Source organism: Actinoallomurus spadix, from assembly GCF_024055725.1.
Lineage (GTDB): Bacteria > Actinomycetota > Actinomycetes > Streptosporangiales > Streptosporangiaceae > Actinoallomurus > Actinoallomurus spadix.
In genome coordinates this window covers 24,390-46,600 of record NZ_JAMXMX010000021.1, presented here as the reverse complement: position 1 = coordinate 46,600, position 22,211 = coordinate 24,390, and the positions used below count along the sequence as shown (strand labels likewise).

The 22,211-nt window shown below is 70.4% G+C and carries 23 protein-coding genes; 12 read left to right on the top strand and 11 right to left on the bottom strand.

Features of this window, described 5'->3' with window-relative positions:
• Positions 1-57 precede the first annotated feature (57 nt).
• Positions 58-1,200 carry a suppressor of fused domain protein gene (locus tag NE235_RS26965; protein WP_252807891.1) on the bottom strand — a complete coding sequence of 381 codons (1,143 nt, stop codon included), beginning with the start codon at positions 1,198-1,200 and terminating at the stop codon, positions 58-60.
• Between the two features lie 203 nt (positions 1,201-1,403).
• On the opposite strand from NE235_RS26965, the gene rlmN reads away from it, so the two are divergent.
• The gene (rlmN, locus tag NE235_RS26960) at positions 1,404-2,504 is read left to right on the top strand and encodes a 23S rRNA (adenine(2503)-C(2))-methyltransferase RlmN (protein ID WP_252807889.1); all 1,101 of its coding nucleotides are present in this window, start codon (positions 1,404-1,406) and stop codon (positions 2,502-2,504) included.
• Between the two features lie 99 nt (positions 2,505-2,603).
• On the opposite strand, the gene NE235_RS26955 is transcribed toward rlmN, so the two are convergent.
• Entirely contained in the window at positions 2,604-3,071 is a 468-nt protein-coding gene (locus NE235_RS26955; RefSeq protein WP_252807888.1) for a general stress protein, read from the bottom strand.
• Between the two features lie 110 nt (positions 3,072-3,181).
• Between NE235_RS26955 and NE235_RS26950 the strand changes: the two genes are divergently transcribed.
• Positions 3,182-3,694: a DivIVA domain-containing protein gene (locus tag NE235_RS26950; RefSeq protein WP_252807886.1), complete on the top strand. Its 513-nt coding sequence runs from the start codon at positions 3,182-3,184 to the stop codon at positions 3,692-3,694.
• Here NE235_RS26950 and NE235_RS26945 read toward each other — a convergent pair.
• The gene (locus NE235_RS26945) at positions 3,691-4,383 is read right to left on the bottom strand and encodes a hypothetical protein (protein WP_252807884.1); all 693 of its coding nucleotides are present in this window, start codon (positions 4,381-4,383) and stop codon (positions 3,691-3,693) included. The two genes, NE235_RS26950 and NE235_RS26945, sit on opposite strands and share 4 nt — an antisense overlap.
• The gene (locus tag NE235_RS26940; RefSeq protein WP_252807881.1) at positions 4,380-5,084 is read right to left on the bottom strand and encodes an ATP-binding cassette domain-containing protein; all 705 of its coding nucleotides are present in this window, start codon (positions 5,082-5,084) and stop codon (positions 4,380-4,382) included. Before NE235_RS26940 ends, NE235_RS26945 begins: the two co-directional genes overlap by 4 nt.
• Before the next feature lie 56 nt (positions 5,085-5,140).
• Here NE235_RS26940 and NE235_RS26935 point away from each other — a divergent pair, with 56 nt between their 5' ends.
• Positions 5,141-5,551, top strand: coding sequence for an HIT family protein (locus NE235_RS26935; RefSeq protein ID WP_308206160.1), 411 nt, complete (start codon positions 5,141-5,143; stop codon positions 5,549-5,551).
• The gene (locus NE235_RS26930) at positions 5,548-7,137 is read left to right on the top strand and encodes a DUF2079 domain-containing protein (RefSeq protein WP_252807877.1); all 1,590 of its coding nucleotides are present in this window, start codon (positions 5,548-5,550) and stop codon (positions 7,135-7,137) included. The genes NE235_RS26935 and NE235_RS26930 overlap by 4 nt, the downstream gene beginning before the upstream one ends.
• A gap of 143 nt (positions 7,138-7,280) precedes the next feature.
• Here NE235_RS26930 and NE235_RS26925 read toward each other — a convergent pair whose 3' ends face one another.
• Positions 7,281-8,312: a S1 family peptidase gene (locus NE235_RS26925; protein ID WP_252807875.1), complete on the bottom strand. Its 1,032-nt coding sequence runs from the start codon at positions 8,310-8,312 to the stop codon at positions 7,281-7,283.
• A gap of 444 nt (positions 8,313-8,756) precedes the next feature.
• Between NE235_RS26925 and NE235_RS26920 the strand changes: the two genes are divergently transcribed.
• On the top strand, positions 8,757-9,953 hold the full coding sequence (locus NE235_RS26920; RefSeq protein WP_252807873.1) for a glycosyltransferase 87 family protein: 1,197 nt from the start codon (positions 8,757-8,759) through the stop codon (positions 9,951-9,953).
• Positions 9,954-10,075: 122 nt separating this feature from the next.
• On the opposite strand, the gene NE235_RS26915 is transcribed toward NE235_RS26920, so the two are convergent.
• Positions 10,076-10,498: an ATP-binding protein gene (locus NE235_RS26915; RefSeq protein WP_252807871.1), complete on the bottom strand. Its 423-nt coding sequence runs from the start codon at positions 10,496-10,498 to the stop codon at positions 10,076-10,078.
• A gap of 354 nt (positions 10,499-10,852) precedes the next feature.
• Between NE235_RS26915 and NE235_RS26910 the strand changes: the two genes are divergently transcribed.
• The gene (locus NE235_RS26910; protein WP_252807869.1) at positions 10,853-11,734 is read left to right on the top strand and encodes a helix-turn-helix domain-containing protein; all 882 of its coding nucleotides are present in this window, start codon (positions 10,853-10,855) and stop codon (positions 11,732-11,734) included.
• 240 nt (positions 11,735-11,974) lie between these two features.
• Here the strand turns inward: NE235_RS26910 and NE235_RS26905 are convergent, their stop codons facing one another.
• Positions 11,975-12,727 carry a DUF6082 family protein gene (locus tag NE235_RS26905; RefSeq protein ID WP_252807867.1) on the bottom strand — a complete coding sequence of 251 codons (753 nt, stop codon included), beginning with the start codon at positions 12,725-12,727 and terminating at the stop codon, positions 11,975-11,977.
• 150 nt (positions 12,728-12,877) lie between these two features.
• On the bottom strand, positions 12,878-14,596 hold the full coding sequence (locus NE235_RS26900; protein ID WP_252807865.1) for a PucR family transcriptional regulator: 1,719 nt from the start codon (positions 14,594-14,596) through the stop codon (positions 12,878-12,880).
• 41 nt (positions 14,597-14,637) lie between these two features.
• Between NE235_RS26900 and NE235_RS26895 the strand changes: the two genes are divergently transcribed.
• Complete coding sequence (locus NE235_RS26895) at positions 14,638-14,913, top strand: 4a-hydroxytetrahydrobiopterin dehydratase (protein WP_252807862.1); 276 nt, start codon at positions 14,638-14,640, stop codon at positions 14,911-14,913.
• Between the two features lie 6 nt (positions 14,914-14,919).
• On the opposite strand, the gene NE235_RS26890 is transcribed toward NE235_RS26895, so the two are convergent.
• Together NE235_RS26890 and NE235_RS26885 are read right to left on the bottom strand one after the other, a co-directional pair.
• Positions 14,920-15,348, bottom strand: coding sequence for a type II toxin-antitoxin system VapC family toxin (locus tag NE235_RS26890; RefSeq protein ID WP_252807861.1), 429 nt, complete (start codon positions 15,346-15,348; stop codon positions 14,920-14,922).
• Between the two features lie 2 nt (positions 15,349-15,350).
• The gene (locus NE235_RS26885) at positions 15,351-15,596 is read right to left on the bottom strand and encodes a ribbon-helix-helix protein, CopG family (protein ID WP_252807859.1); all 246 of its coding nucleotides are present in this window, start codon (positions 15,594-15,596) and stop codon (positions 15,351-15,353) included.
• 126 nt (positions 15,597-15,722) lie between these two features.
• Between NE235_RS26885 and NE235_RS26880 the strand changes: the two genes are divergently transcribed.
• The 4 genes from NE235_RS26880 to NE235_RS26865 all read left to right on the top strand — a co-directional run bounded on the left by NE235_RS26880 (position 15,723) and on the right by NE235_RS26865 (position 20,819).
• Positions 15,723-16,985, top strand: a complete 1,263-nt coding sequence (locus NE235_RS26880) for an aspartate aminotransferase family protein (protein WP_252807857.1) — start codon at positions 15,723-15,725, stop codon at positions 16,983-16,985.
• A complete protein-coding gene (locus NE235_RS26875; RefSeq protein ID WP_252807855.1) occupies positions 16,982-18,472 on the top strand; it encodes a CoA-acylating methylmalonate-semialdehyde dehydrogenase in 1,491 nt (496 codons plus the stop codon). The genes NE235_RS26880 and NE235_RS26875 overlap by 4 nt, the downstream gene beginning before the upstream one ends.
• A 531-nt stretch (positions 18,473-19,003) precedes the next feature.
• Positions 19,004-19,300, top strand: coding sequence for a hypothetical protein (locus tag NE235_RS26870; protein WP_252776407.1), 297 nt, complete (start codon positions 19,004-19,006; stop codon positions 19,298-19,300).
• 325 nt (positions 19,301-19,625) lie between these two features.
• Positions 19,626-20,819 carry an extracellular solute-binding protein gene (locus NE235_RS26865; RefSeq protein ID WP_252807853.1) on the top strand — a complete coding sequence of 398 codons (1,194 nt, stop codon included), beginning with the start codon at positions 19,626-19,628 and terminating at the stop codon, positions 20,817-20,819.
• Positions 20,820-21,003: 184 nt separating this feature from the next.
• Here NE235_RS26865 and NE235_RS26860 read toward each other — a convergent pair whose 3' ends face one another.
• Positions 21,004-21,222, bottom strand: coding sequence for a hypothetical protein (locus NE235_RS26860; RefSeq protein ID WP_252807851.1), 219 nt, complete (start codon positions 21,220-21,222; stop codon positions 21,004-21,006).
• Between the two features lie 247 nt (positions 21,223-21,469).
• Between NE235_RS26860 and NE235_RS26855 the strand changes: the two genes are divergently transcribed.
• Positions 21,470-22,189 carry an adenylate kinase family protein gene (locus tag NE235_RS26855; protein ID WP_252807849.1) on the top strand — a complete coding sequence of 240 codons (720 nt, stop codon included), beginning with the start codon at positions 21,470-21,472 and terminating at the stop codon, positions 22,187-22,189.
• The last annotated feature ends 22 nt before the right edge of the window (positions 22,190-22,211 follow it).

Sequence of the window (22,211 nt, the reverse complement as noted above, 5' to 3'; positions counted from 1 at the left end):
GGTCGTGACCGGCGGCCGGGCGGGGAGTCCCGCCCGGCCGCCGACGCGGCTCCGGTTTCAGTCCTCGCCGACGATCCAGCTGCGGCCCTTCCTAGCCAGCCGCTCGATCAGCGCGTCCGGGCCCTCGTCCTTGCCGAACTGCCGCTCCGCCTCGGTGATCGGCACGAGCCACAGCCACTGCACCGGGTCGCCACCGAACGAGAACCCGCGCATGTCCGGGGCCGCCGGACCCGCAAGCCGGCCCGGGTCGTCGAGCAGCAGCACCCCCTCCCAGCTCGAGCCGAGCGGGAAGGTCTTCGCCTCGTGGTACCACTTCACGTTGTCGCCCGGAGCGAAGGACGTGACCGCGCGCCACGGATACTGGGCCAGCCAGGGGAAGATGCTGCCCGCCCGCTGACTGGGCAGGGTCGTGGCCACGGCGAGTTCGATCCGGGCGTGCTCACCGACGTTGTCCTCGTACAACTCCACAGTGGGCATCCGCTGGCAGCTCATGCCCACCGTGCTCAGCACCCGGTAGGACCGGTCGTCCAGGGCCGGTCGCTCCGACACCCCCACGACGGGCTGCTCGCCGCCCCCTGCCGAGCCACCGGACCGGGCGCGCCACTGCCGGCCGACGTCGTGCCAGTAGTACCCGCCCGGCCCGAGACGGCCGAGCAGGTGTCCCAGCACCGACTGCTGGAACCCCTCCCAGGCGCCGTCACCGTTCCGCCACTCCCAGAACGCCTGCGCCTGCAGGATGCGCGGGCCCAGGTCCTCGATCTCATCGTCCAGTGCGAACGCGAACGGGCTCTGGCCGAGCGCCTCGCGGCTGTACCCGGGCAGCCCACGGTCCATGTCCGACCAGCCGGGGATCACGCAGAGCGGCTGCCCGTCCTCCAGCACCGCCGCACCGTCGCCCTCCTCGAACCAGACGACCTCCAACGACCGCGGATCCGGTGCCGGCCGCCCCTTCGGGTGCTTGGTGTGGTTCGCCGGCATGGCCGGTACCAGGCCCGCGTTCAACCGCGCGAGGTCAGGGTGGGGAGACGCGTCCTGATGGTTGGCGATCCAGGTCGCGGCCACGGTTTGTCCGTCGCCGCGGCGGAGGTACGCCGCCGTCGCGATGTGATCGGACTCGACTTCGAGGACACGGCTTCCGTAGGGGCTGGTGTCACTGATCAGGACACGCGTCTCCTGCGGCGTTCTGCGCAATACCGGCATAGATGGGACTGTAGTGAGTGTGCGGCCCTCCGAGCGGCATTGACAGCGGCATTGACCTTCGGGGTCGGTCCCGGCGTGGAGGTCCGGCGCCGGCGTACGAGGCTGTGCCGACCCGCGTACAAGGTCATGCGGGGCGGGGTGTACGAGGCTGTGGCAGGCGGGCGTACGAAGCTCTCCCCGGCGTCTGCCACACTGGAACGGACATGCCCGCTCAGCTCACCTTCGCCGCTCCGCGCCGGGCGAAGCCACCACGCCATCTCGCCGATCTGTCCTGGGACGAGCGGCGTGAGGCCGTCGGGGCGCTCGGCGAAAAGCCCTTCCGCGCCGACCAGTTGTCGCGCCACTACTTCGGCAGGCTCGCCGACGACCCGGCCGACATGACCGACCTGCCGGCCGCCGTCCGGGACCGCCTCGTCACCGAGCTGATGCCGCCTCTGCTCACGTCGGTGCGCGATCTGACCTGTGATGACGGCGCCACCCGCAAGACGCTGTGGAAGGCGTTCGACGGCACGTTCGTCGAGTCGGTCCTGATGCGTTACCCGGACCGGGTGACCATGTGCGTCTCCTCCCAGGCCGGCTGCGGAATGAACTGCCCGTTCTGCGCCACCGGTCAGGCCGGCCTCACGCGGAACCTCTCGACCGCCGAGATCGTCGAGCAGGTGGTCGCGGGCGCCCGCGCCCTCGACCGCGGTGAGATCGCCGGCGGCCGGGGCCGGGTCAGCAACATCGTCTTCATGGGCATGGGCGAGCCGCTCGCCAACTTCTCCACCATCGTCCGGGCGATCCACCGGTTCAGCGACCCGAGCCCGCGCGGGCTGGGCATCTCCCAGCGGAACATCACGGTCTCCACGGTCGGGCTGGTCCCGAAGATCCACCAGCTCGCCGACCTGGATCTCAAGGTTCGTCTCGCGGTGTCCCTGCATGCGCCGGACGACGAGCTGCGCGACGAGCTCGTGCCGATCAACACCCGCTGGAAGGTCGCGGAGGTCCTCGACGCCGCCTGGGCGTACGCGGAGCGGACGCGGCGCCGGATCTCGATCGAGTACGCCCTCATCAAGGACATCAACGACCAGGCGTGGCGGGCCGACCTGCTGGGCCGGCTCATCAAGGCGCACCCGGTGCACGTCAACCTGATCCCGCTGAACCCCACGCCCGGGTCGAAGTGGACCGCGTCGCGGCCGTCGGACCAGACGGAGTTCGTCCGCCGGCTGGAGGCCCACGGCGTCCCCGTGACCGTACGCGACACGCGCGGCCAGGAGATCGACGGCGCCTGCGGCCAGCTCGCCGCCAAGACCGTCGAGTAGCGCGCCGACGGCCCGACCGGCGCTGCGCGCAGCGAACCGGCACGGTGCGCGCAGCGGCCAGTACGGCGCGGAGCCGAGCAACGCGCCGCGCGGAGCCGATCAGTGCGGCCGCTCGGTGGCGGGTATCGCGGCCAGCAGCCGCCTGGCCTCAGCGGCGAACTCCGCGTCGACCAGCACGTCGTACCGGTCGGCGACCACCGCGCTCGTCGACGCGAACGCCTGGCGGCGCAGCCCGTGCGCGACCCCGGCGAACACCGCACCGAAGATCGCACCAAGGATTATCGCCGAGATCACCGCGCCGGCGTGCCAGGGGCTGACGATCCAGAACACCAGTCCGATCAGCAGGCCGACCCAGGCGCCGGAACTCGCGCCGGCCGCCAAGGCCTTGCCGACGGTCCAGCGGCCGAGCACCCGCTCCTCCAGCCGCAGTCCGCAGCCGACGATGGTGACGTGCTCCACCGGGAAGTCCCGGTCGGCCAGGATGTCCACGGAACGTTGTGCCGCCGCGTGGCTCGCGTAGTCGCCGAGCACCACCTTGTTCGGCCCGGCGAGATTCTCTGCCGTCATCTCCAGTTCCCCCGATCCGTGTGACGACCTACCTGTCAGATATTCCGCCGACCGCACGGCGCACACCCTTTTTCCGGTGCTCGATGGGGGTTTCAGGGAGAATACGGGCCATGCCGGACTTCCCGCTCGCCCTCCGCGGCTACCACCGTCACCAGGTCGACGCGTTCGTCGCCCGGATCGAGGGGACGCTCGGCCGCGCGCAGCTGTTCGCGCCGCCGGTCACGGCGGCGGAGGTCGGCACGGTGCGGTTCGCGATCGCTCTGCGTGGCTACCGGGTCCAGGCGGTCGACGAGCGGCTCGAGGAGTACCTGCGGGAGCTGGAGCTGAAGGAGAACGGCGACGGGCGGCGGCTCTCCGCGGCCGACGCCGACCGCTTGATCGGGCTCGTCCGCAACGTACGCTTCGTACCCACCCGGCTGAGCGAGGGATACGACGAGCGGGAGGTCGACGCGTTCCTGGACCGGCTGATCGCCGAACTACGCGGGCGCAGACCCCGGTCGGCCGACATCCGGGCCGCGCGGTTCGCGACCACCCGGCTCCGGCCCGGGTACGCCCAGCCCGACGTCGACGGCTTCCTCGACCACCTCGCAGCCGAGATCGACCGGCTGGCGCGTACCCGCTAAGCGCGCATACGGCGCAGGCGGGCGTACAGGGCCGTCGCGAGGACCGCCCAGGCGAGCGTGCGCAGCGCGAACCACGGCAGGGCGTCGGTGAACGCGGACGGCCCGCGCCCGGCCGCCCCCATCCACTCGATCATCGGCACGGTGACGACGCGGAGCGGACCGAGGCCCAGCAGCAGGTCGAGGACGTAGACGCCGAGCAGCACGAGGACCGACCGGCCGGGGGAGGGGATGAGCGCCCGGCTGGCGAGCGCTCCGAGCGCCGTGGCGGCCAGCGCGGCCAGGAGCAGCAGGGCCATCGCCGGCAGCAGCTGGGACGCCCGTACGCCGGATCGCGCGGCCTCGACCAGGGGAACGGCACCGGCGATCAGCGCCAGGCAGACGTTGAACACGAACGCCGCGGCGAACCCGCACGCCATCGCCCGCCACCGTCCGAGGGTGACCACACCGATGTGCCGCTGGGCGTCCGGTTCGGTGTCCAGGAGGCCGCGCGCGGCCCAGGCGCAGATGGGGAAGTACAGGGCCGCCAGGTCACCGAGCGCGGTCAGCGCCCCGGACCGTGCCTCCGCCGGGGTGCCGCCGAGCGGGCCCGAGAAGACGATCCCCAGCAGCAGCGCGAGGGCGAGCACCGGGGGCAGGGCACGCGTGGACCGCGCGTACCCGCTGAGCTGGAATCGGATCGCGGCGATCATCGGAGCCGCGCCTCGTATCCGTCCGCCTTGAGGCGGCCGACCAGGTCCTCCGCCTGCGAGCGGGCCACGATCACCTCGACCACCGTCTGCTCCTCGGGCGGGTCCCCTTCGTGAACCGTCTGGTCCGCGACCTGCCAGCGCACGACGCCCGGCACGCTTCGCAGGTCGCCCTGGTGGTCGCTGACGATGACGGACGATCCTTCCGCGGCGAGCTCGGCCAGCAGTGCCGGAAGCGCCGCGCGGGTCCCCGCGTCGAGGCCGGCGAACGGCTCGTCGAGCACGAGTAGCCCCGGCGCGGCCAGGAGCGCCTGGATCAGCCCGGCCTTGTGCGCGCTGCCCTTGGACAGGTCCGGCAGCCGGGTGTCCAGGAGGCCGGTGAAGCCCAGCCGCTCGGCCCACTCCCCGACACGCGCGGCGGGAACACCCCGGACGGCGGCCATGTGCCCGAGGTAGGCCCGCGCGGTGAACGGCTGACCCGCGGGGAACCGCTCCGGCGCGTACCCGACGGACGGCGGCCGGTCGCCGACGCTTCCCCGGACCGGCGGCACGACCCCGGCGACGAGCCGGAGGAGTGTTGATTTGCCCGCTCCATTACGGCCGTTCACCTCGATGATCCGACCACGGGGTACGGTCAGCGTCACGTCGCGCAGGACCCACGGCGCGCGACGGCGGTACCGGAAGGCCACCTGGTTGAATCGCACGGGTCAGGAGCCTATTGCCGGCCGATAAGACGACCGTAAGCGGAAGAATGCCCACCATGGACTGCCTGTTCTGCGAGATCGTGAAAGGGGAGCGGCCCGCCCACGTGGTCCTCGACGACGGTCCCGTCGTCGCCTTCCTGGACACCCGGCCGCTGTTCAAGGGGCACACGCTGCTCGTGCCGCGCACCCACTACGAGACCCTCGCGGACCTGCCGGCCGACCTCCTCGAGCCGCTCTTCGCCGCGGGGCAGCGGCTGTCGGCCGTCATGGAGAGCGAGCTCGGCGCGGCGGGCTCGTTCGTCGCGATGAACAACCGGATCAGCCAGAGCGTGCCCCACCTTCACGTCCACGTCGTTCCCCGGAACCGCAAGGACGGGCTGCGCGGGTTCTTCTGGCCGCGGACGAAGTACGACTCCGACGACGAGGCCCGCGCGTACGCGGACCGCATCCGCGGTGCGCTCGGATGATCACGGTGACGCCCGAGGCGACCGGCCCGGCGGTGAGCCCGGGACGTGCCCGGCGCGACGTGGTCGTGGCCGGCGCGCTCGTCGTCGCCGCGGCGGCGGTCTACTCGGTGTTCGCGCTCGTGCGTTACCGGACCTTCCGCACGACGACGTACGACCTGGTGATCTTCGATCAGGCGGTGCGCTCCTACAGTCGGTTCCACCTGCCCGTCGCGATCGTCAAAGGCGTGCACAATGGTTTCGGTCCGCACTTCACGGTGCTCGGCGACCACTTCTCGCCGATCCTCGCCGTCCTGGCGCCGCTGTACTGGCTCCACGACGGCCCGCAGACGCTGCTGGTCGCCCAGGCCGTGCTGCTGGCGCTGACGATCATTCCGTTGTGGACGTTCACCCGGCGGAGGCTCGGGGCGTGGGCGGCGCACTGCGTCGCGGGTGTGTACGCGCTGGCCTGGCCGGTGGCCGAGACGGTCGCCTTCGACTTCCACGAGATGGCGTTCACGCCTCTCCTGTCCATGATGATGCTCGAACGGCACGACGCCGGCCACCGGCGGCAGTGCCTGCTGGCCGCCGGTGCGCTGCTGCTCGTCAAGGAGGACATGGGCCTGCTCGTCGCCGGCTTCGGGCTGTACCTGCTCACCCGGCCGGGCGAGCGGCGCCTGGCGGCCGTCTTCGTGGCCGCCGGTCTCGGCTGGACATGGCTGGCCTCCCGGGTGCTGATCCCGGCGTTCGGCGGCGCGGCGGACTACTACTGGGCCTACGACGCCCTGGGCCGGGACCTGCCGCACGCCGCCGTGCACGCCCTGACGCATCCGTGGACCGCGCTGAAGCTCCTCGTCACCCCCGGCGTCAAGGCGACGACGATGGCCTGGCTCATCCTGCCCCTGCTCCTGGTCCCGCTCGCCTCGCCGATCACGGTCGCCGTGCTGCCGCTGCTGGCCGAGCGCATGCTCGCGAACCGCTTCGGGAACTGGTGGGAGCCGAGGTTCCACTACAACGTCGCGCTCACGGCCCTGCTCGTCGCGGCGGGCGTCGACGGCGCCCGCCGACTGTCCCGGCTGCGTCTGCCGGGTCCGCTCGCGCACCGCCTGCGTTTGCTCGGACCGCTCGCGCACCGCCTGCGCCCGCCCGGGCTCGCGCACCGTCGGCGTCCGCCCGAGCCGAACGTGCGCCGTCTCCGCCTCGACCTTCTCTGGCCGGTCGCCACGCTGCTGGCCGCCGCCCTCGTCGTGCCGCGCTTCGCCTTCAAGCACTTCTTCGACCCGGCGTTCTACCGGCGGGACGCGCACGCCCGTGCCGCCGCAGACGCGGTCGCGGCCGTGCCCCGCGGCGCCCTGGTCGAGGCCGCCAACATCGTCGGACCGCAGCTGTCCGGCCGGGCCCGCGTGCTGCTGTGGGACACCCGCGTCCGCTGGGCGCCGTGGGTGGTCGCGGATACCACCCGCGCGACGTTCCCCTTCCCGGGCCTGGGCGCGCAGCGCGACCGCGTACGGTACCTGCTCCAGCGGGGGTACACCGTGGTGCTGCGTGAGGACGGCTGGGTGGTGCTGCACGACCCGGCCGTGACCCCCGACCTGCGCGCGACCCGCTGAGCCGCGCCCCGCTGAGCCATGGCCCAGGACCGGGCACGGTCCCCAGGAGAGAGTTGGGCAGGGGGCGCCGTTCCGGAAAGGGGCGGGCCCCCGGAAGATGCCGCGCTTCCGGGGGCCCGCGAGCGGGGATCGGTGAGAACAGATCAGTAGACGTTCACTCCGTACGCCGAGAGCGCCTCGGTGACCGGCTGGAAGTAGGTCGTGCCGCCAGAGGTGCAGTTGCCGCTGCCACCGGAGGTCAGGCCGAGCGCCGTGCCGCCGGAGTACAGCGGACCGCCGCTGTCGCCGCCCTCGGCGCAGACCGTCGTCCTGATCAGGCCGCTGACGGTGCCCTCGGAGTAGTTGACCGTCTGGTTGAGCGCGGTGACGGTACCGGAGTGGATGCCGGTGGTGCTGCCGCGGCGCGTCACCGACTGGCCGACGACCGCGTTGCCGGCCGAGGTGATGTCCACGCTGCCGACCGTTCCCGGGTGGGAGACGCCGCTGGCGTAGGTGATGATCGCGTAGTCGTTGCCGGGGAAGCTGCTGGCCCGGCGGGTGCCGATCCTCGTGGTGAGGCTGGAGTTGCTGTACCAGGCCGATCCGATGTTGCCGCAGTGCCCGGCGGTCAGGAAGTAGTAGGTGCTGCCGCTGACGACGTTGAAGCCCAGGGAGCAGCGGTACCCACCGCTGTAGATGGCGTCACCGCCGGAGCCGTCGAGGTGGAAGACGCCGGGCACGTACTCCATCCGGACCGCGCTACCCAGTTGCTGGGCCGCGGAGGTGACCTTGACGAGCCTGTCGCTGGTGACCGAGGTGTCGACGGAAAGGACGACCTGGTCGGTGGTCGGGTCCACGCCCCACGCGGTGCCGGGGATCTTGGCCGTGTGGTCGAGGACGTCGATGGCCTTCTGGAGCTGCGCGCCGCTGAACGGCACGATCTTCGGGACGGCGCCGGCCTGGCGTACGGCGGTGGCGTCCGACTTGGAGCTGACCGTCACCACGAGCTTCTTCGTGGACCGGTCGAGGTACGAGCCGGCGGAGCGGGAGCCCAGCTTCTGGGCCAGCTTCGTGGCGAGGTGCGACGGATCCGGCTGCGAGACGGACGCCTGGGCCGACGTGGCGAGAAGAGAGCCGCCGATGAGCGTGGCGGCTGCCGCGACGAGTCCAGCGCGCCGAGGAGCAGTGAATCTCACACGAGCCTCCCTCAGGGGTGGCGGGCGCGCCCCGGTGGCGTGCCCGAGGGACGGCGTGGCAATGGCGCTCGGCTCACGGGCGGTGAGGGCCGCCCGGGCGGGGTCGAGATCCGATTACCTGGCCTGCGCAGATCTTCACAAACCAAGTCAAAAGTCGCAAGGTCAAACGTAAGTCCAGAATCGGTCAAGGCGGACCAATCGAACGTCAGGCGGTAACGGAGCTGGTCGGCACTGAAGATCGCGATCCGGTCACCGCCGTGGTCAGGCTGCGGGTCAGGGCGACGGTGGGGAGGAGGGGCCGTCAAGGTCAAGGGAAGCTGAGAGTTCGCTGTGAGTACCTGGGCCGGGCGTGGTAACGGCCTCGGCATGTGAGAGTCTTGGCTAGCAATGGACCATCCGGAATTCACAGCATTTGTCCTGGTCGCAGGCGTGATCCTGGCCGCCGTGGGGCACTGGCGCCGCTGGCGGCCGTCCTTGCCCGTCGTTCTGGCGATCGGCATCGCGCTGCGGCTGATCCTGCTGATCTCCGCGTCGAGCGACTCCTGGCAGCCCGTCGACTACAACGAGGGGTTCAGAGCGGCCGGCCGGGCGATCCTGCACCACCAGGACCCCGTGCTGGCGAGTCAGGGATCCTGGCACTTCCTGCCGATGATCCCCTACTTCTACGCGCTCGCGCTGGCCACCGGCCTCCCGTGGGAGATCGCCGGTCGGGTCTGCACTCTCATCGCGGACGTCGTGCTGATCGTCCTGGTCGGCCGTCTCGCCGGGCGGAAACACGCCGCGTCGGCGCGGCTGCAGTACGCCTGCAACCCGATCGCCCTCATGATCGCCGTCATCCACGGGCAGGTCGAGCCGATCTCCCTGGTCTTCCTCGTCGGCGCCTACCTCCTCGCGCGGTCGGCGCGCGACGGCGCCGAGAACGGCGGGACCGGCCTGAACGGCGCCTGGGCGGGCGCCATGTTCGGGTTCGCGCTGTCGGCGAAGAGCTGGCCGATCATCCTTCTCCCGGTGGTCCTCGCCATCCTGCCCACGTGGCGGCAACGCCTGTACGGGCTGGTCGCAGCCGGTGCCGTCCCCGTCTTCTTCCTCGCGACCCTTCCCCTCGTGGTGAGCTCCAGCTGGTCCAACATGCTCGACGTCGCGCGGTACCTCGGCGAGGTGCGTCCCATCGTCGGCGAATGGGGCTGGACCGCTTGGATGACGGGCGGTGACTGGACCCTGGCCCCGACGGCCGCCAAGGTCGGCCAGATCATCCTCTACAGCACCATCGCGCTGGTGATGTGGCTGTGGTGGCGGGCCGACCGCATCGACCAGACCTCCGCGATCCTCCTGGCGTTCATGCTCGTCACCCCGCGGATGGGCGCACAGTACCTGATGTGGTTCGTGCCGTTCCTGTGCGCGCGGCCGACCCGGTGGAGCCGGCCCGCGATGGCCCTGGCCGCCGTGTGGGCGGGCACGGGGTACATCTACCTGACGCAGTTCGACGACACCGGCTGGTGGGAGAACCACGAATGGTGGGCGATGAGCTCGGTCGCGGTCATCGCGCTCCTGGCCCTCGCCATGCCCTGGCAGCGTCGCCGGCCGGAGTCCGTCGAGAAGGCACCGGCACCGGAGACGGAACTGGTCCCCGCCGCCAAGTGATCGGGCCTGCGCGGCTCCCCTCGATCTCCGGCGCGCGCCGTGCGTGAAAGCGGACCGGGGCGTGAAAGCGGACCGTGCGTAGAATCGGACCGGGCAGGGCCGTGAATCGGACGGCAGGCCGATCAGGCGAAGATGGCGGTCACCGTGTGGCCGTGCTCCGGGTCGCCGGTCCACCTGACGCGGGTGGCGAGGTCCGCGACGATTGGCAGCCCGCGGCCGTTCTCGGCCAGGTCGTCGTGCCGTCTCCGGTGGGGGCCGCTGTCGTCCAGTGAGCCGCCCTGGTCGGTCACGGAGACCGCCAGGCAGCCCTCACCTCGGCGGACCTCGACGACGAACGAGCCGCCGGGCCGGCCGGAGCGGGTGTGGATGAGGGCGTTCCCGGCCAGCTCGGCCACGGCCTGAACTGCGTCGTCGGCCTGCCGGCAGTCCTCCAGGAGAAAGGCCACGAAACGGCGGACGCAGCGTGCCTGGTCGGGGCGGCCGGGGAAGGTGCGCCGCCAGCACATCGGGGCGGTGAATGCGGTCGGCGTCGTCTCGTGGAGCATGGCGGTCACGGTGGTGCGCCCTCCCGTCGAATGGGCTGAGTGCCGAGGGCCGGGGATCACGCGCGATCTCCCCCGGCTCTGGGAGTCCGACACGGGACGCGCCGGGCGGACCGGGGACGGCCCGAGCCGGCCGGGCGGCGGGCTCAAACCGCCGGCGCCGGGACGCGCCTGCGGTTCACCGCCGTGTCCACGTCCTGCCACTCCCTCGATCACATGGCGTGTTCGCGTTCTTACGCATAGTGCGTCTCCGCTGCGTGTGCGCGCAAGTGATTCACTGAGAATTCTCACAATCTACTTCGCAGTAACTATCCGAAATCGATTGCTCGCAGTAAGTGACATCGTCACACTGGGTGCGTGCCGGATCCTTCCCCTACGATCCGCGAACGCCGCATCGCGATCGAGTTGCGCCGTCTTCGCGAACAGACCGGACTGACCCTCGACCAGGCGGCCGAGCGGCTGCGCTGGAGCCGCGCGACGCTCGGCCGGGTGGAGACCGCCGTCCGCCGGATCAAGCCCGCCGAGCTGCAACGCTTACTCAACGTCTACAAGGTGGACGGCCGCCACCGCGACGACCTCGTCGAGCTGGCCCGCGACGCCCGCGAGCGCGGCTGGTGGCATCGCTACACCGACACCCTGCCCGCCGCCTACGCCACCTACATCGCTCTGGAGGCCGATGCACGCTCACTGCACTGCTACGACGCCTTGGTCGTCCACGGCCTGCTGCAGACCGAGGACTACGCGCGAGAGGTCATCCGTGCCGGTCTCATGCAGCTCGCCTCCGACTCCCAGGTCGAGCAGAGGGTCGAGGTCCGCCTCAACCGGCAGGCGTTGCTCACCGAACGGGACCCGCCGCTGCAGTTGTGGTGCGTCATCGATGAGAACACCCTGCGCCGGATGATCGGTGGGGCGAGAGTGATGCGAGCTCAATATGCCCGCCTGGTCGAGATGGCCGAGCTTCCCAACGTCACCATCCAGGTCCTCCCGCACCGGGCGGGCGCCCACCCAGGCGTGGAGGGCACCTTCGCGATCCTGGAGTTCCCCGAGCGTTTCATGCCGGATGTGGGTTACATCGAAGCGCTCAACGCAGCCCTCTATGTGGAGGACCCCGCACACGTCGATGCCTACTCGCGCGTCTTCGATCATCTCGTCGCCGAGGCGCTCGGCATCGTCGACTCGGCCACCATGCTCCGCCGACTGGCGGAAGAAGAAACCAAGGAAGGGCTGGATGACCGATAAACCGACCCCTAGCTGGCGGAAGTCCCTACGAAGCAACGCCTCGAGCGGTTGCGTCGAAGTGACCTGGATCGACGGAGTGGCTGCCGACTGCACAACCCTGGGTAGCCCTCCGGCGAAGTAACGGGATCCGGCAAGGAGTCGTGTGAATATCACGGCGCCTTGCCGTGATTTCGCATCGCGTTCGCCGTCGCGAGTGCGGTGCGGTGCACGGCTCCTCGCAGGATGCGAAAGGGGCGCGAGTCATCGGAGCCTCCGACCGCGCATGAGACGGCGGGCGAGGAGACACGCCGCCGTGGCGGTCGACGCGGCGGCGATCACTCCGGCCGCGCGGTAGGTCTCCATTCTGGTCGTTCTCTCGTTCAAGCGCTGCTTAGCCTGGTCGCCCAGTGCGGTCTGGAGCGCCGAGGCCAAGGCCTCATCCAGGACTTCGCGGAATCTGTTCAGTCGAGACCCGACTGAATTGGCCGTCCACCGCTCTCGTTGGTCGAGCCAGAATCTCCGCCCGGCTTCGGTGTGGAAGAGATTGTCGGCGGCCATCGACCTCAGGCCTTCGTCGGATATGTCCCGCAACTCCCACTGCATGTACCAGAACGAGACCATGAGGTTCAAGAACTGAGCGCGTCGGCTCTCATCGTGCGGCATCCTGTCGGCTCCGGGTCCCCAGCACTGCATGTAGACCGGGTCGCTCATGGCGAGCTCCGCCAACCTCATGTGAATACTGCGGTTGACCTGTCGCCTGTTCGCCAGGCTCTCCTTCGCCTGGAGGGCGAGTGATATGGAGACGGCGACCAGCGCGAAGGCACTGAGGATCGCCGATATCGCTCCATACGCCTGGCCGACGTTACCCAGCCGAGTCCAGTCGACGTGACGCCTGTCGGCGATGAATTCGAGTGCGAGCGGTGACAGCGTAATGAGCGCCAGACCACGGCGAGGGAGACGATCGCGGCAGGCCGTGATGCGCGACGTACTGGGCCGGCGATGTCGTATGTCCACGGTGAGCGCTGTCCGGTGGGGAGGGCGTCCATGGTCACCTCGCGTCGGAACGAGTCCTTCCGTATCTACGACGCACCGGGGTGCTCGGCAGTGCCCGTTCGCACGCGAGGTTCGTCGGGTGACCGGGATCGGTCTCAGGCGTGCGGGAGGTCAGGTGCGGTCCTTGCGGAGGGCGTCCAGGGCGAGCAGGGCGACGTGGAGGGACGCGCATGACTCGACGTCCTCGAGGTCCGCGCCGAGCACGCGTTCGATGCGGCGTAGCCGTTCGTACAGCGCGGGCCGGGACAGGTGGGCTCGCTGGGCGGCGAGGACCTTGTTGCGGCCGCTGCCGAGGTAGACACCGAGCACGTGGACGAGGTCGCTGCCGCGCTGCGCGTCGTAGGTGAGCAGCGGGCCGAGCTCCCGCTCGGTGAACGTCTGCAGCCGCGCGTCCTCGCGCAGCAGGTGCAGCAGGCCGCGGAGCCGCAGGTCGGGCAGGCGGTAGAACAGCCGGCCGTCGTTGCGCCCGGCGGCGACGTCGGCGACCTGCTCGGCCTCCAGGAACGACCGGCGGACGTCGCGTACGGACTCGACGGTCGACCCCACCGCCATGACGAACGCCTCCGCCCCGCCGCGTGCCTGCGCCGGGCGGCCGGCCGCCGTACGGGCGCGGCCCGCCGGCGCCGGTCCGCAGTGGTGGGCGCGGAGCCGTTGCGCCACCTCGCACAGGACGTCGTCCTCGGCGGCTCGGGAGGGCAGGGAGGCCAGCACGCCGACCCTGGCCTGCGGTGAGCTCTCGTCGAGGGCGCCGACGAGAGCGGACAGGTTCGCCTCGCGGCAGGCGGCGGCCGTCGCCTCGGCCAGGTCCGTGACCGATGCCGCCGCCGGTCCGCCGTTCGCCAGGCCGAGCGCCGGCGGAGGGGTGGACGGGGCCGGCGGGCGGGGGAGCACCACGATCCCGAGCAGGCGGCGGCCGGTGAGGGGGATGCCGAGGGCGCGGGCACGGGCCGCGGCCTCCTGCGGGTCGGCGTACGCGTGCGCGAGGATGCCGCTGATGATCGAACCGTGGGCCTGGCGTTCGAGGCTCTCGGCGTGCCGGTCGAGCAGCCGGCCGAGGGCGAGGGTCGTCGCAGCCCGCTCGATGAGGACGACGTCGCGGGGCGAGGGCGGGTCCATCGAGGTGATGATGAGCCGCCCCCAGTCCTCGCCGCGCGCGCCGACGACGGTGACCAGCCACCGGGAGGACTCGTCGTAGGCCGTGCGTTCCTTGGGGCGTACGGACCGCGAACGGGTCTCCCAGCCGGTCAGCAGCTCGGCCGGGTCGGAGCCGGCCAGCTCGGCGGCGAGGACCTGGTGGGCGAGATTCTCCAGGACCACGGGGCGCCCGACGAGGCCGGCCACCTGGCGGACCACCTCGGCCGGCGGCGCGCCGTCGACGGACAGCTGGGTGAAGACCTCGTGCAGCTTCTCCGAGGCGCGCAGCTCGGCCAATTGCGCGTCGATGATCCGGGCGTGCACCGCCTCGGTCACGTCGACGAACGGGGTCTCCCGCGCCCAGGCGATCAGCGGGAGGCCGTGCTCCTCGGCCGCGGCGACCAGCGCGTCGGGCAGTGTGCGCGCGTACTTGCGGCCGAGCTCGACGAACAGGCCGCTGACGCCCACCTCGGCGAGGTCGGCGACGTACGCCCGCAGGCGCTGCGGGTCGTCCGGCAGCGCGATGCCGGTGGTGAGCACCAGCTCACCACCGCGCAGCAGATGGGCGATGTCGGTGACCTCGGCGGAGTGAACCCAGCGGACACGGGCGTCGAGGTGGTCCGCGCCGGCGACGATCCGCGGCTCGCCCCGCCGGACCGCGTCGAGTCGCAGGACGTCGGCCAGAGTGGGCAGCACATCTGTGATGCTATGCAAACGCCGACGTGAGGAGGTACCCGATGGAGCGGATGGACGCCGACGCGATCGACCGCGAGCTGGCGACGGTCCCCGGCTGGGAACTCGCCGAGGACGCGATCGTCAAGACCCTGACGTTCGCGGACTTCAAGGAGGCGATGGTGTTCGTCAACCGGGTGGCGGAGGTCGCCGAGGAGCTGAACCACCACCCGGACATCACGATCCGCTGGAACCGGGTCACCCTGACGCAGAGCACGCACGTCGCGGGCGGCCTGACGGAGTACGACTTCCGTCTCGCCCGACGCCTCAACGAGCTGTGAATTTCCTCAGCCGGAGCCGAGGATCGATGCGATCCCCTTCTTGTCGGGGAAGACGTGATTGAGGCTGGCGATCGAGGAGAACGCGGCGTCGGCGGAGATGAGTGCCTCGGCACCCACCGAGTGGGCCGCCGCGGCCAGCACGGCGTCGAACGCTCCCAAGCGGGTTCCCTCCGTGTAGAGCCGCAGTCCCTCTCGTAGGTCCGGTTCTTCGACGATGAGAAGCGGGGAGAGCAGCTCGATGTAGTCACGAGCGAGTTCGGCGGCGTCTTCTCGCGTGCGGCGGCGCGCTCGGACATGGGTGAACTCCCGGATCACCTCGACGGTCGTCGTCGCCCGAATCTCGCCGTCGGCGATGGCCTGGACGAGGTCCCGGCAGGAAGATCGAAGTTCATGGTCGGCTCCCACCGCGTACACGAGCACGGTGGTGTCGAGCACGATCATGTTGTGCGCCCGCGGAGCTCGTTCAACTCGGCGACCAGCTCATTTACGTCGCCTACGGGCATGGGGTCGGCTGAGAGGATCCGTTTGGCGGCGGCGGACCGCCGTCTCGGCGCCGCCGGCAGGCCGCGGTCGATCGCGTCTCGGATCACCGTGGCGACGGAGACCTGCCGCTGACGGGCGAGCGCGCTGACCCGTTCGTACCGCTCCTCGTCGAGCAGCAGCTGAAGGCGATGGGTCATCATGTGCATACATTAACATGTGTAGGTCCCGTCGAGGGGTGGGCGGCCGACAGGTTGCCAGTTGTGGCGGGCGGGTGCTGACACTCTGCTGGCTGGTGCGTTCGGGGGGTCAGCGGGAAGACTCGTGTCATGTCGGACTTGCTTGCACGCCATCGCGCGGTCATGCCGAACTGGATGGCCCTCTACTACGACGAGCCGATCGAGATCGTCGGCGGGAAGGGCAGCCGTGTCACCGACGCGGACGGCCGTTCCTACCTGGACTTCTTCGCCGGTATCGTGACCAACACGCTCGGCTATGACCTCGCCGAGGTACGCGAGGCGGTCGAGCGGCAGCTCCGCACCGGAGTCGTGCACACCTCGACGCTCTACCTGATGCGCGGCCAGGTGGAGCTCGCCGAGAAGATCGCCCGGCTCTCCGGCATCGACGATGCGAAGGTGTTCTTCACCAACTCCGGCACCGAGGCGAACGAGACGGCGCTGCTGCTCGCGACGTACGCGCGCAAGAGCAACCAGATCCTCGCCATGCGGCAGAGCTACCACGGCCGGTCGTTCGGGGCGATCTCGGTCACCGGTAACCGCACGTGGAAGAACAACGCGCTCTCCCCGCTCAGCGTGTACTTCCTGCATGGCGGGGACCGGCACCTCCCGCAGTTCCGCGGCCTGTCGGACGAGGACTACATCACGGTGTGCGTGGAGGACCTGCGGCACACCCTTGCCACCGTCACGGCCGGCGACGTGGCCGCCGTGATCGCCGAGCCGATCCAGGGCGTCGGCGGGTACACCTGCCCGCCGGACGGACTCTACGCGGCGTACCAGGAGGTCCTCGCCGAGCAGGGCATCCTGTTCATCGCCGACGAGGTGCAGACCGGCTGGGGCCGTACCGGCCAGAGCTTCTGGGGCATCCAGAACCACGGCGTGACGCCGGACATGATGACCTTCGCCAAGGGGCTCGGCAACGGCTTCGCCATCGGCGGTCTCGTGGCGCGCCGCGAGCTGATGGACTCGCTGCACGCGACCGGCCTGTCGACGTTCGGCGGCAACCCGATCTCCACCGCCGCCGCCAACGCGACGCTCGACTACATCCTCGATCACGACCTGCAGGCCAACGCGGCCAAGGTCGGCGGGCAGATCATCGACGGCTTGCGCGAGGCGGCCGCCCGCATGCCGTACGTCACCGAGGTGCGCGGCAAGGGCCTGATGTTCGCGATCGAGCTGACCGAGCCGGAACTCGCCGCGCGGATGCTGGAGGAGACCAAGGCCCGGGGCCTGCTCATCGGCAAGGGCGGGTTGTACGGCAACACGCTGCGCATGGCGCCACCGCTCACGCTGACCGAGGACGAGGGCAGGGAAGGCCTCGGCATCCTCGTCGACGCGCTGGAGGCGATCGCATGAAGCGGATCACGCACTGGATCGGCGGCAAGCCCTGGACGGGGACGGCGGAGCGGTACGGCGACGTCTACGACCCGGCGACCGGGCAGGTGAGCGGCCGGGTCGATTTCGCGTCGGCCGAGGACGTGGACGGGGCCGTGGCCGCGGCACGCGAGGCGTTCCCGGCGTGGCGGGACGCGTCGCTCACCAAGCGCGCGAACGTGCTGTTCGCCTTTCGTGAGCTCGTCGCCCGGCACCGCGACGACTTGGCCGCGCTGATCACGTCCGAGCACGGCAAGGTACGGGCGGACGCGGCGGGGGAGGTGTCCCGCGGTCTCGAGGTGGTCGAGTTCGCCTGCGGGATTCCGCACCTGCTGAAGGGCGGCTACTCCGAGAACGTCTCCACCCGGGTGGACTCCTACTCCATCCGCCAGCCGTTGGGCGTCGTCGCCGGCATCACACCGTTCAACTTCCCGGCGATGGTGCCGATGTGGATGTTCCCGCTCGCCATCGCCTGCGGGAACACCTTCGTGCTCAAGCCCTCGGAGAAGGACCCGTCGGCCTCGCTCCTCCTCGCCGAGCTGTGGCGGGAGGCCGGGCTGCCCGACGGGGTGTTCAACGTGGTGCACGGGGACAAGACCGCGGTGGACGCGCTGCTCACCCACCCCGACGTACGCGCGGTGAGCTTCGTCGGCTCGACCCCGATCGCGCGGTACGTGTACGAGACGGGCACGGCGCACGGCAAGCGGGTGCAGGCCCTCGGCGGCGCGAAGAACCACATGCTGGTGCTGCCGGACGCCGACCTGGACCTGGCCGCCGACGCGGCGGTCTCCGCCGGGTTCGGCTCGGCGGGGGAGCGGTGCATGGCGATCTCGGCGGTCGTCGCGGTCGACCCGGTCGGCGACGAGCTCGTCGCCAAGATCAAGGAGCGGGTGGCGAGGCTGACGGTCGGCCCCGGCGACGACGACCGTTCGGAGATGGGCCCGCTGATCACGGGGCCGCACCGCGACAAGGTCACGTCCTACCTCGACGGTGGTGCCGCGCAGGGTGCCACGCTGGCCGTCGACGGGCGCGAGCACGAACTGCCGGACGGGTCGGGCTTCTGGCTGGGGCCGACGGTCCTGGACCACGTGACGCCCGAGATGGACTGCTACCGGGATGAGATCTTCGGTCCCGTCCTGTCGGTCGTCCGGACGGCGTCGTACGAGAGCGGCATGAAGCTGATCGCCGCCAACCCGTACGGCAACGGCACCGCCGTCTTCACGAACGACGGTGGCGCGGCCCGGCGGTTCTGCAACGAGGTCGAGGTCGGGATGGTCGGTGTGAACGTCCCGATCCCGGTGCCGATGGCCTACTACTCGTTCGGCGGGTGGAAGGCCTCGCTGTTCGGGGACACGCACATGCACGGCACGGAGGGCGTGCACTTCTACACGCGCGGGAAGGTCGTCACCTCGCGGTGGCTGGATCCCTCCCACGGTGGCGTGAACCTGGGCTTCCCCACCAACGGGTGACCTGACGGAGAGGTGACCGCGCCCGTCCCGGCGGGTGCGGTCACCTCCCGTCCACCGGCCGCCGTCCCAGGGGTGGCTCGTGCCCATATGCCGTTATTGGGGGAGAAAAGCGGCGCATGCCCTTTGCGGTGCCAGGTGGGAAATTCGGACGCTTGCATCGTGAATCCAATTCGCGCACTAAGGGATTTCCGGTCGGTATGTAAACGGAGTCCTGTCACCTGAAGGTCTAAGCGGGGTGGCGGAGGGTGGCCTCCGGCGGCAGGGTGGGTCACCATGGGCCGAGGGGTCGATCCGCGGGGGTTGCACAAGATCATCTACGGCGCGCTCCGGGTGTGCCGGCATGCCGATCGATCGTGAAAGGTCACGGCGCCGACGGTGGGGTATTGGTTCGCACTAACCCGGCTGTTTGACAGGCAAAACTACAAATACTAGCTGCAGCCCTTGACCTGCTCTGTGGCATACGACACACTCGACCTGTCGATAGCTGTTGGCGCAAACTTCAGAAGTTCCCCGGTCACCAGGGAGCACCCCATGTCTGCCGACGACTCGCCCGACCAGACGCCGTTCTCACTGCTCGCCGTGTTGGCGGCGCGCTACCCGGAGTGGACGATCTGGTTCGGCGAGGCCACCGGACACTGGTGGGCGCTTCCCCCGCACGACCGGGAGCCGGGTGAGTTCATCGAGGCTCCGACCGTGAAGGAGTTGGTCGAGTCCATAGAGGCGCTCAAGGCGCGCCCGCGAGTCCCCTACCAGAGCGGCGGCCCGTCCCCGGGCGCGGCGCGGAGCAGGCTTCCCGCGGCCTCCAGGCCCGGTGGCCCGTTCCGATGACCCGCCGTCCGCGACACGACCGGCCGCACCGAAGCCGCGGTCTCAGGCGAGCATTTGCCAGTCACGCCGCCTCCCCCTCCAACACCTCCGTGACAGGCGTGACTTGCAGAGGGGCGCTCTCCTGAGGCCGCAGGGAGTCCGGGCAACCGTGTAGCCCCCGGCACGGTTGCCCGGACCTCCATTTCCCGGAGGGCCTGCCTCGGAACCCCGCCGTCCCGCGGACGGGAGGTCCAGGACAGGCCCTTACCTCGTGGGTCCGGTCGGCACCGGCGCACTCAGGTCGTTACGCTCGCCGCAGATGTGTTCGCGATGAGACAGGAGCGGCATGAGGCGATCACGACGGCGCGCGGCAGCCGTGTGGGCCACCGTGCTGGCCGCCGTGCTCGGCCTGGCAGGCTGCAGCGGAGACGGCGGCCACCACGTGAAACAGGAGGTCGTCCGGGCGGCCGACACCTTGGGGCCGGGTGAGGGCTCGGTCGCCCTCCTGACGTTGAGCGGCTACGCCGAGGACGGCTCCAACGATCCACGGGTCGACTGGATAACGCCGTTCCAGAAGAAGACCCGGTGCCGGGTGGACCTCAAGTACGCGGCCGATCCGCAGGAGATGCTGCAGCTGATGTCCAAGCCGAACCTCCACTACGACGGCGTCGCGGCGCCTCCGGAGATCGCCGGGCAGCTCGTGGCGGACCACCAGGTCGTCCCGGTCAACCCCGACCTCATCGACGGTTACAAGGACCTCGAACCCGTCCTCCGCGCGCAGCTGACCAAGGCCGGCAAGCCCTACGGCGTGCCGTTCACCTGGGGCGCGAACCTCCTCATGTACGACCAGCGGGTCGTGCGCCCGGCGCCGGACAGCTGGGGTGCGCTGTTCGACCCGGCGGAGGCCGGGAAGTACTCCGGCCGCCTCGTGGTGCGCGACAGCCCGCTGACGCTCGGGAACGTCGCCCTCTACCTCAAGGCGCACGACCCGAAGCTGCGCATCAAGGATCCGTACGCGCTGACCGCCAGGCAGCTCGCCGCGGCCGCCTCTGTGATCAAGAAGCAGCATCCGTACGTCAGCACGTACTGGCGCAACCCGTCGGACGCCATCGCCCCGTTCGCCGACGGGCGGGCCGCGCTGGCCCAGGCCTGGCCGTACCAGGTCGACGTGCTCAGCCGGAGCGGTCGCTCGGTCGCCGGGGTGACGCCGCGGGAGGGCGTCACCGGCTGGATGGACGCCTGGATGATCGGTGCCCGGGGGGACCATCCGAACTGCATGTACCAGTGGTTGAACTGGGTGAGCTCTCCCGAGGTGCAGCAGCAGGTGGCCGAGTGGTACGGCGTCGCGCCGGCCAACCCCGAGGCGTGCGGCCACGACCGGTTGCGCCCGCAGTTCTGCACCGCTTATCACGTCGGCGACCGGGCGTACCTCAACAAGATCATCTTTTCTCGTACGCCGGCGAAGGACTGCGGCAAGGGCGGCGAGGGCTGTACGGACTACGCCGACTGGACCCGCGCCTGGCAGACCGCCCGCCGGTGACCCCGGTGCCGTGCCGGGCGCTCGCGCCGCCGGAGGAGGCGGGAGGGCGGGTGCCCGAACCACGGCGGCGGCTCGTGAGACGAGGAGACGCGCGCACGGCCCCCCCCCCCCCCCCCCCCGCCGAGCGCGCGTCTCTCATCGGGCGTCCCGGGCTCCCCCCGGACCCGGGACGCTCCTTTTCCGGTTAGGCCCTGATCTTCGCGCGCCGGCCCCGCGTCTGCTGGACCGGGATGCGCAGCGCCGGAGCGCAGTCGTCGCAGGCGAACACACGAGAGTCGTCGGGCAGTCGGCCGACGTGGATGCGTGGTCGGGGCCACTTCTTGTGGCAGATCACGCACGCCTCGCCCCAGCACTGCTCGAGGGTGAGACCCTCCGGATCGAATGTCGGTGTGGAACGGGCCATGACGTCCCCCCAACTCCTCGGCTCCGTTCGGCTCCTATTTCTATCGGTGTGCTGGTGAGGCGTACGTGTGGGAACCCACAAGGAGGGGCAAAGCCTCGGAGAATTGCCGGGCGCATACGATTCTCCGGGATTAGCCCCGGGTTTTGGTCAGCACTCAACTGTCGTGGGTGTTGGCCGGAACTCCGGTCGGCGTGTCCATTCGCATCCGGGCTGACAGCGGAGTGTGACCTGTGCCATTCTGCTGACGATGCGGAAGTACGTGATCATGGGCGTCCCGGGAAGCGGCAAGAGCACCCAGGCCGACATGCTGGCTCGAGACTTCGACCTGGTGCAGATAAGCGTCGGCGACATCTTCCGATGGCACGTCAAGCAGCATACGAAGATCGGGGCGCAGGTGCGCCGGGTCATGGCGGCCGGGCAGCTCGTCGGCGACGACCTGGTCGAGCGCATCGTGCGCGACCGCCTCGAGCAGCACGACTGGAACTACGGCTTCATCGTCGACGGGTTCCCGCGGAGCCGGCGCCAGGCCGAGTTCTTCCTGGAGAGCTACGACATCGACGGTGTCATCCACCTCGACCTGCCGGACTCGGAGGTCCGCCGCCGGGTCCTGTCGAGGCGGCTCTGCTCCGTCTGCGGTATGGACTACAACCTCATCGAGGACCGTCCGAAACGCGCCGGTCGCTGCGACGTCTGCAGCGGCGAACTGGTCACCCGGGAGGACGACACCCCTGAGGCGCTCGCGGCCCGCCTGCGGGACTACCACGACAAGGCCGACCCGGTCCTGGAGCTGTTCCGGCGCAAGGAGTACGTCTTCGTCGTCGACGCCCGCAGCGCCCCCGAGGCCGTGCAGCGGGAGATCCGCGAGCGTCTCGGTCTCGACGGCCGGCAGCACCAGCCTGCCGCGGCCGGCGGCGCCGAGGCGCCTCCCACGACCGGCCCGGCGGAGCGGGTGGCCGGTTCCGATTGACGGGAGTGGCCCCGCGTGCTGG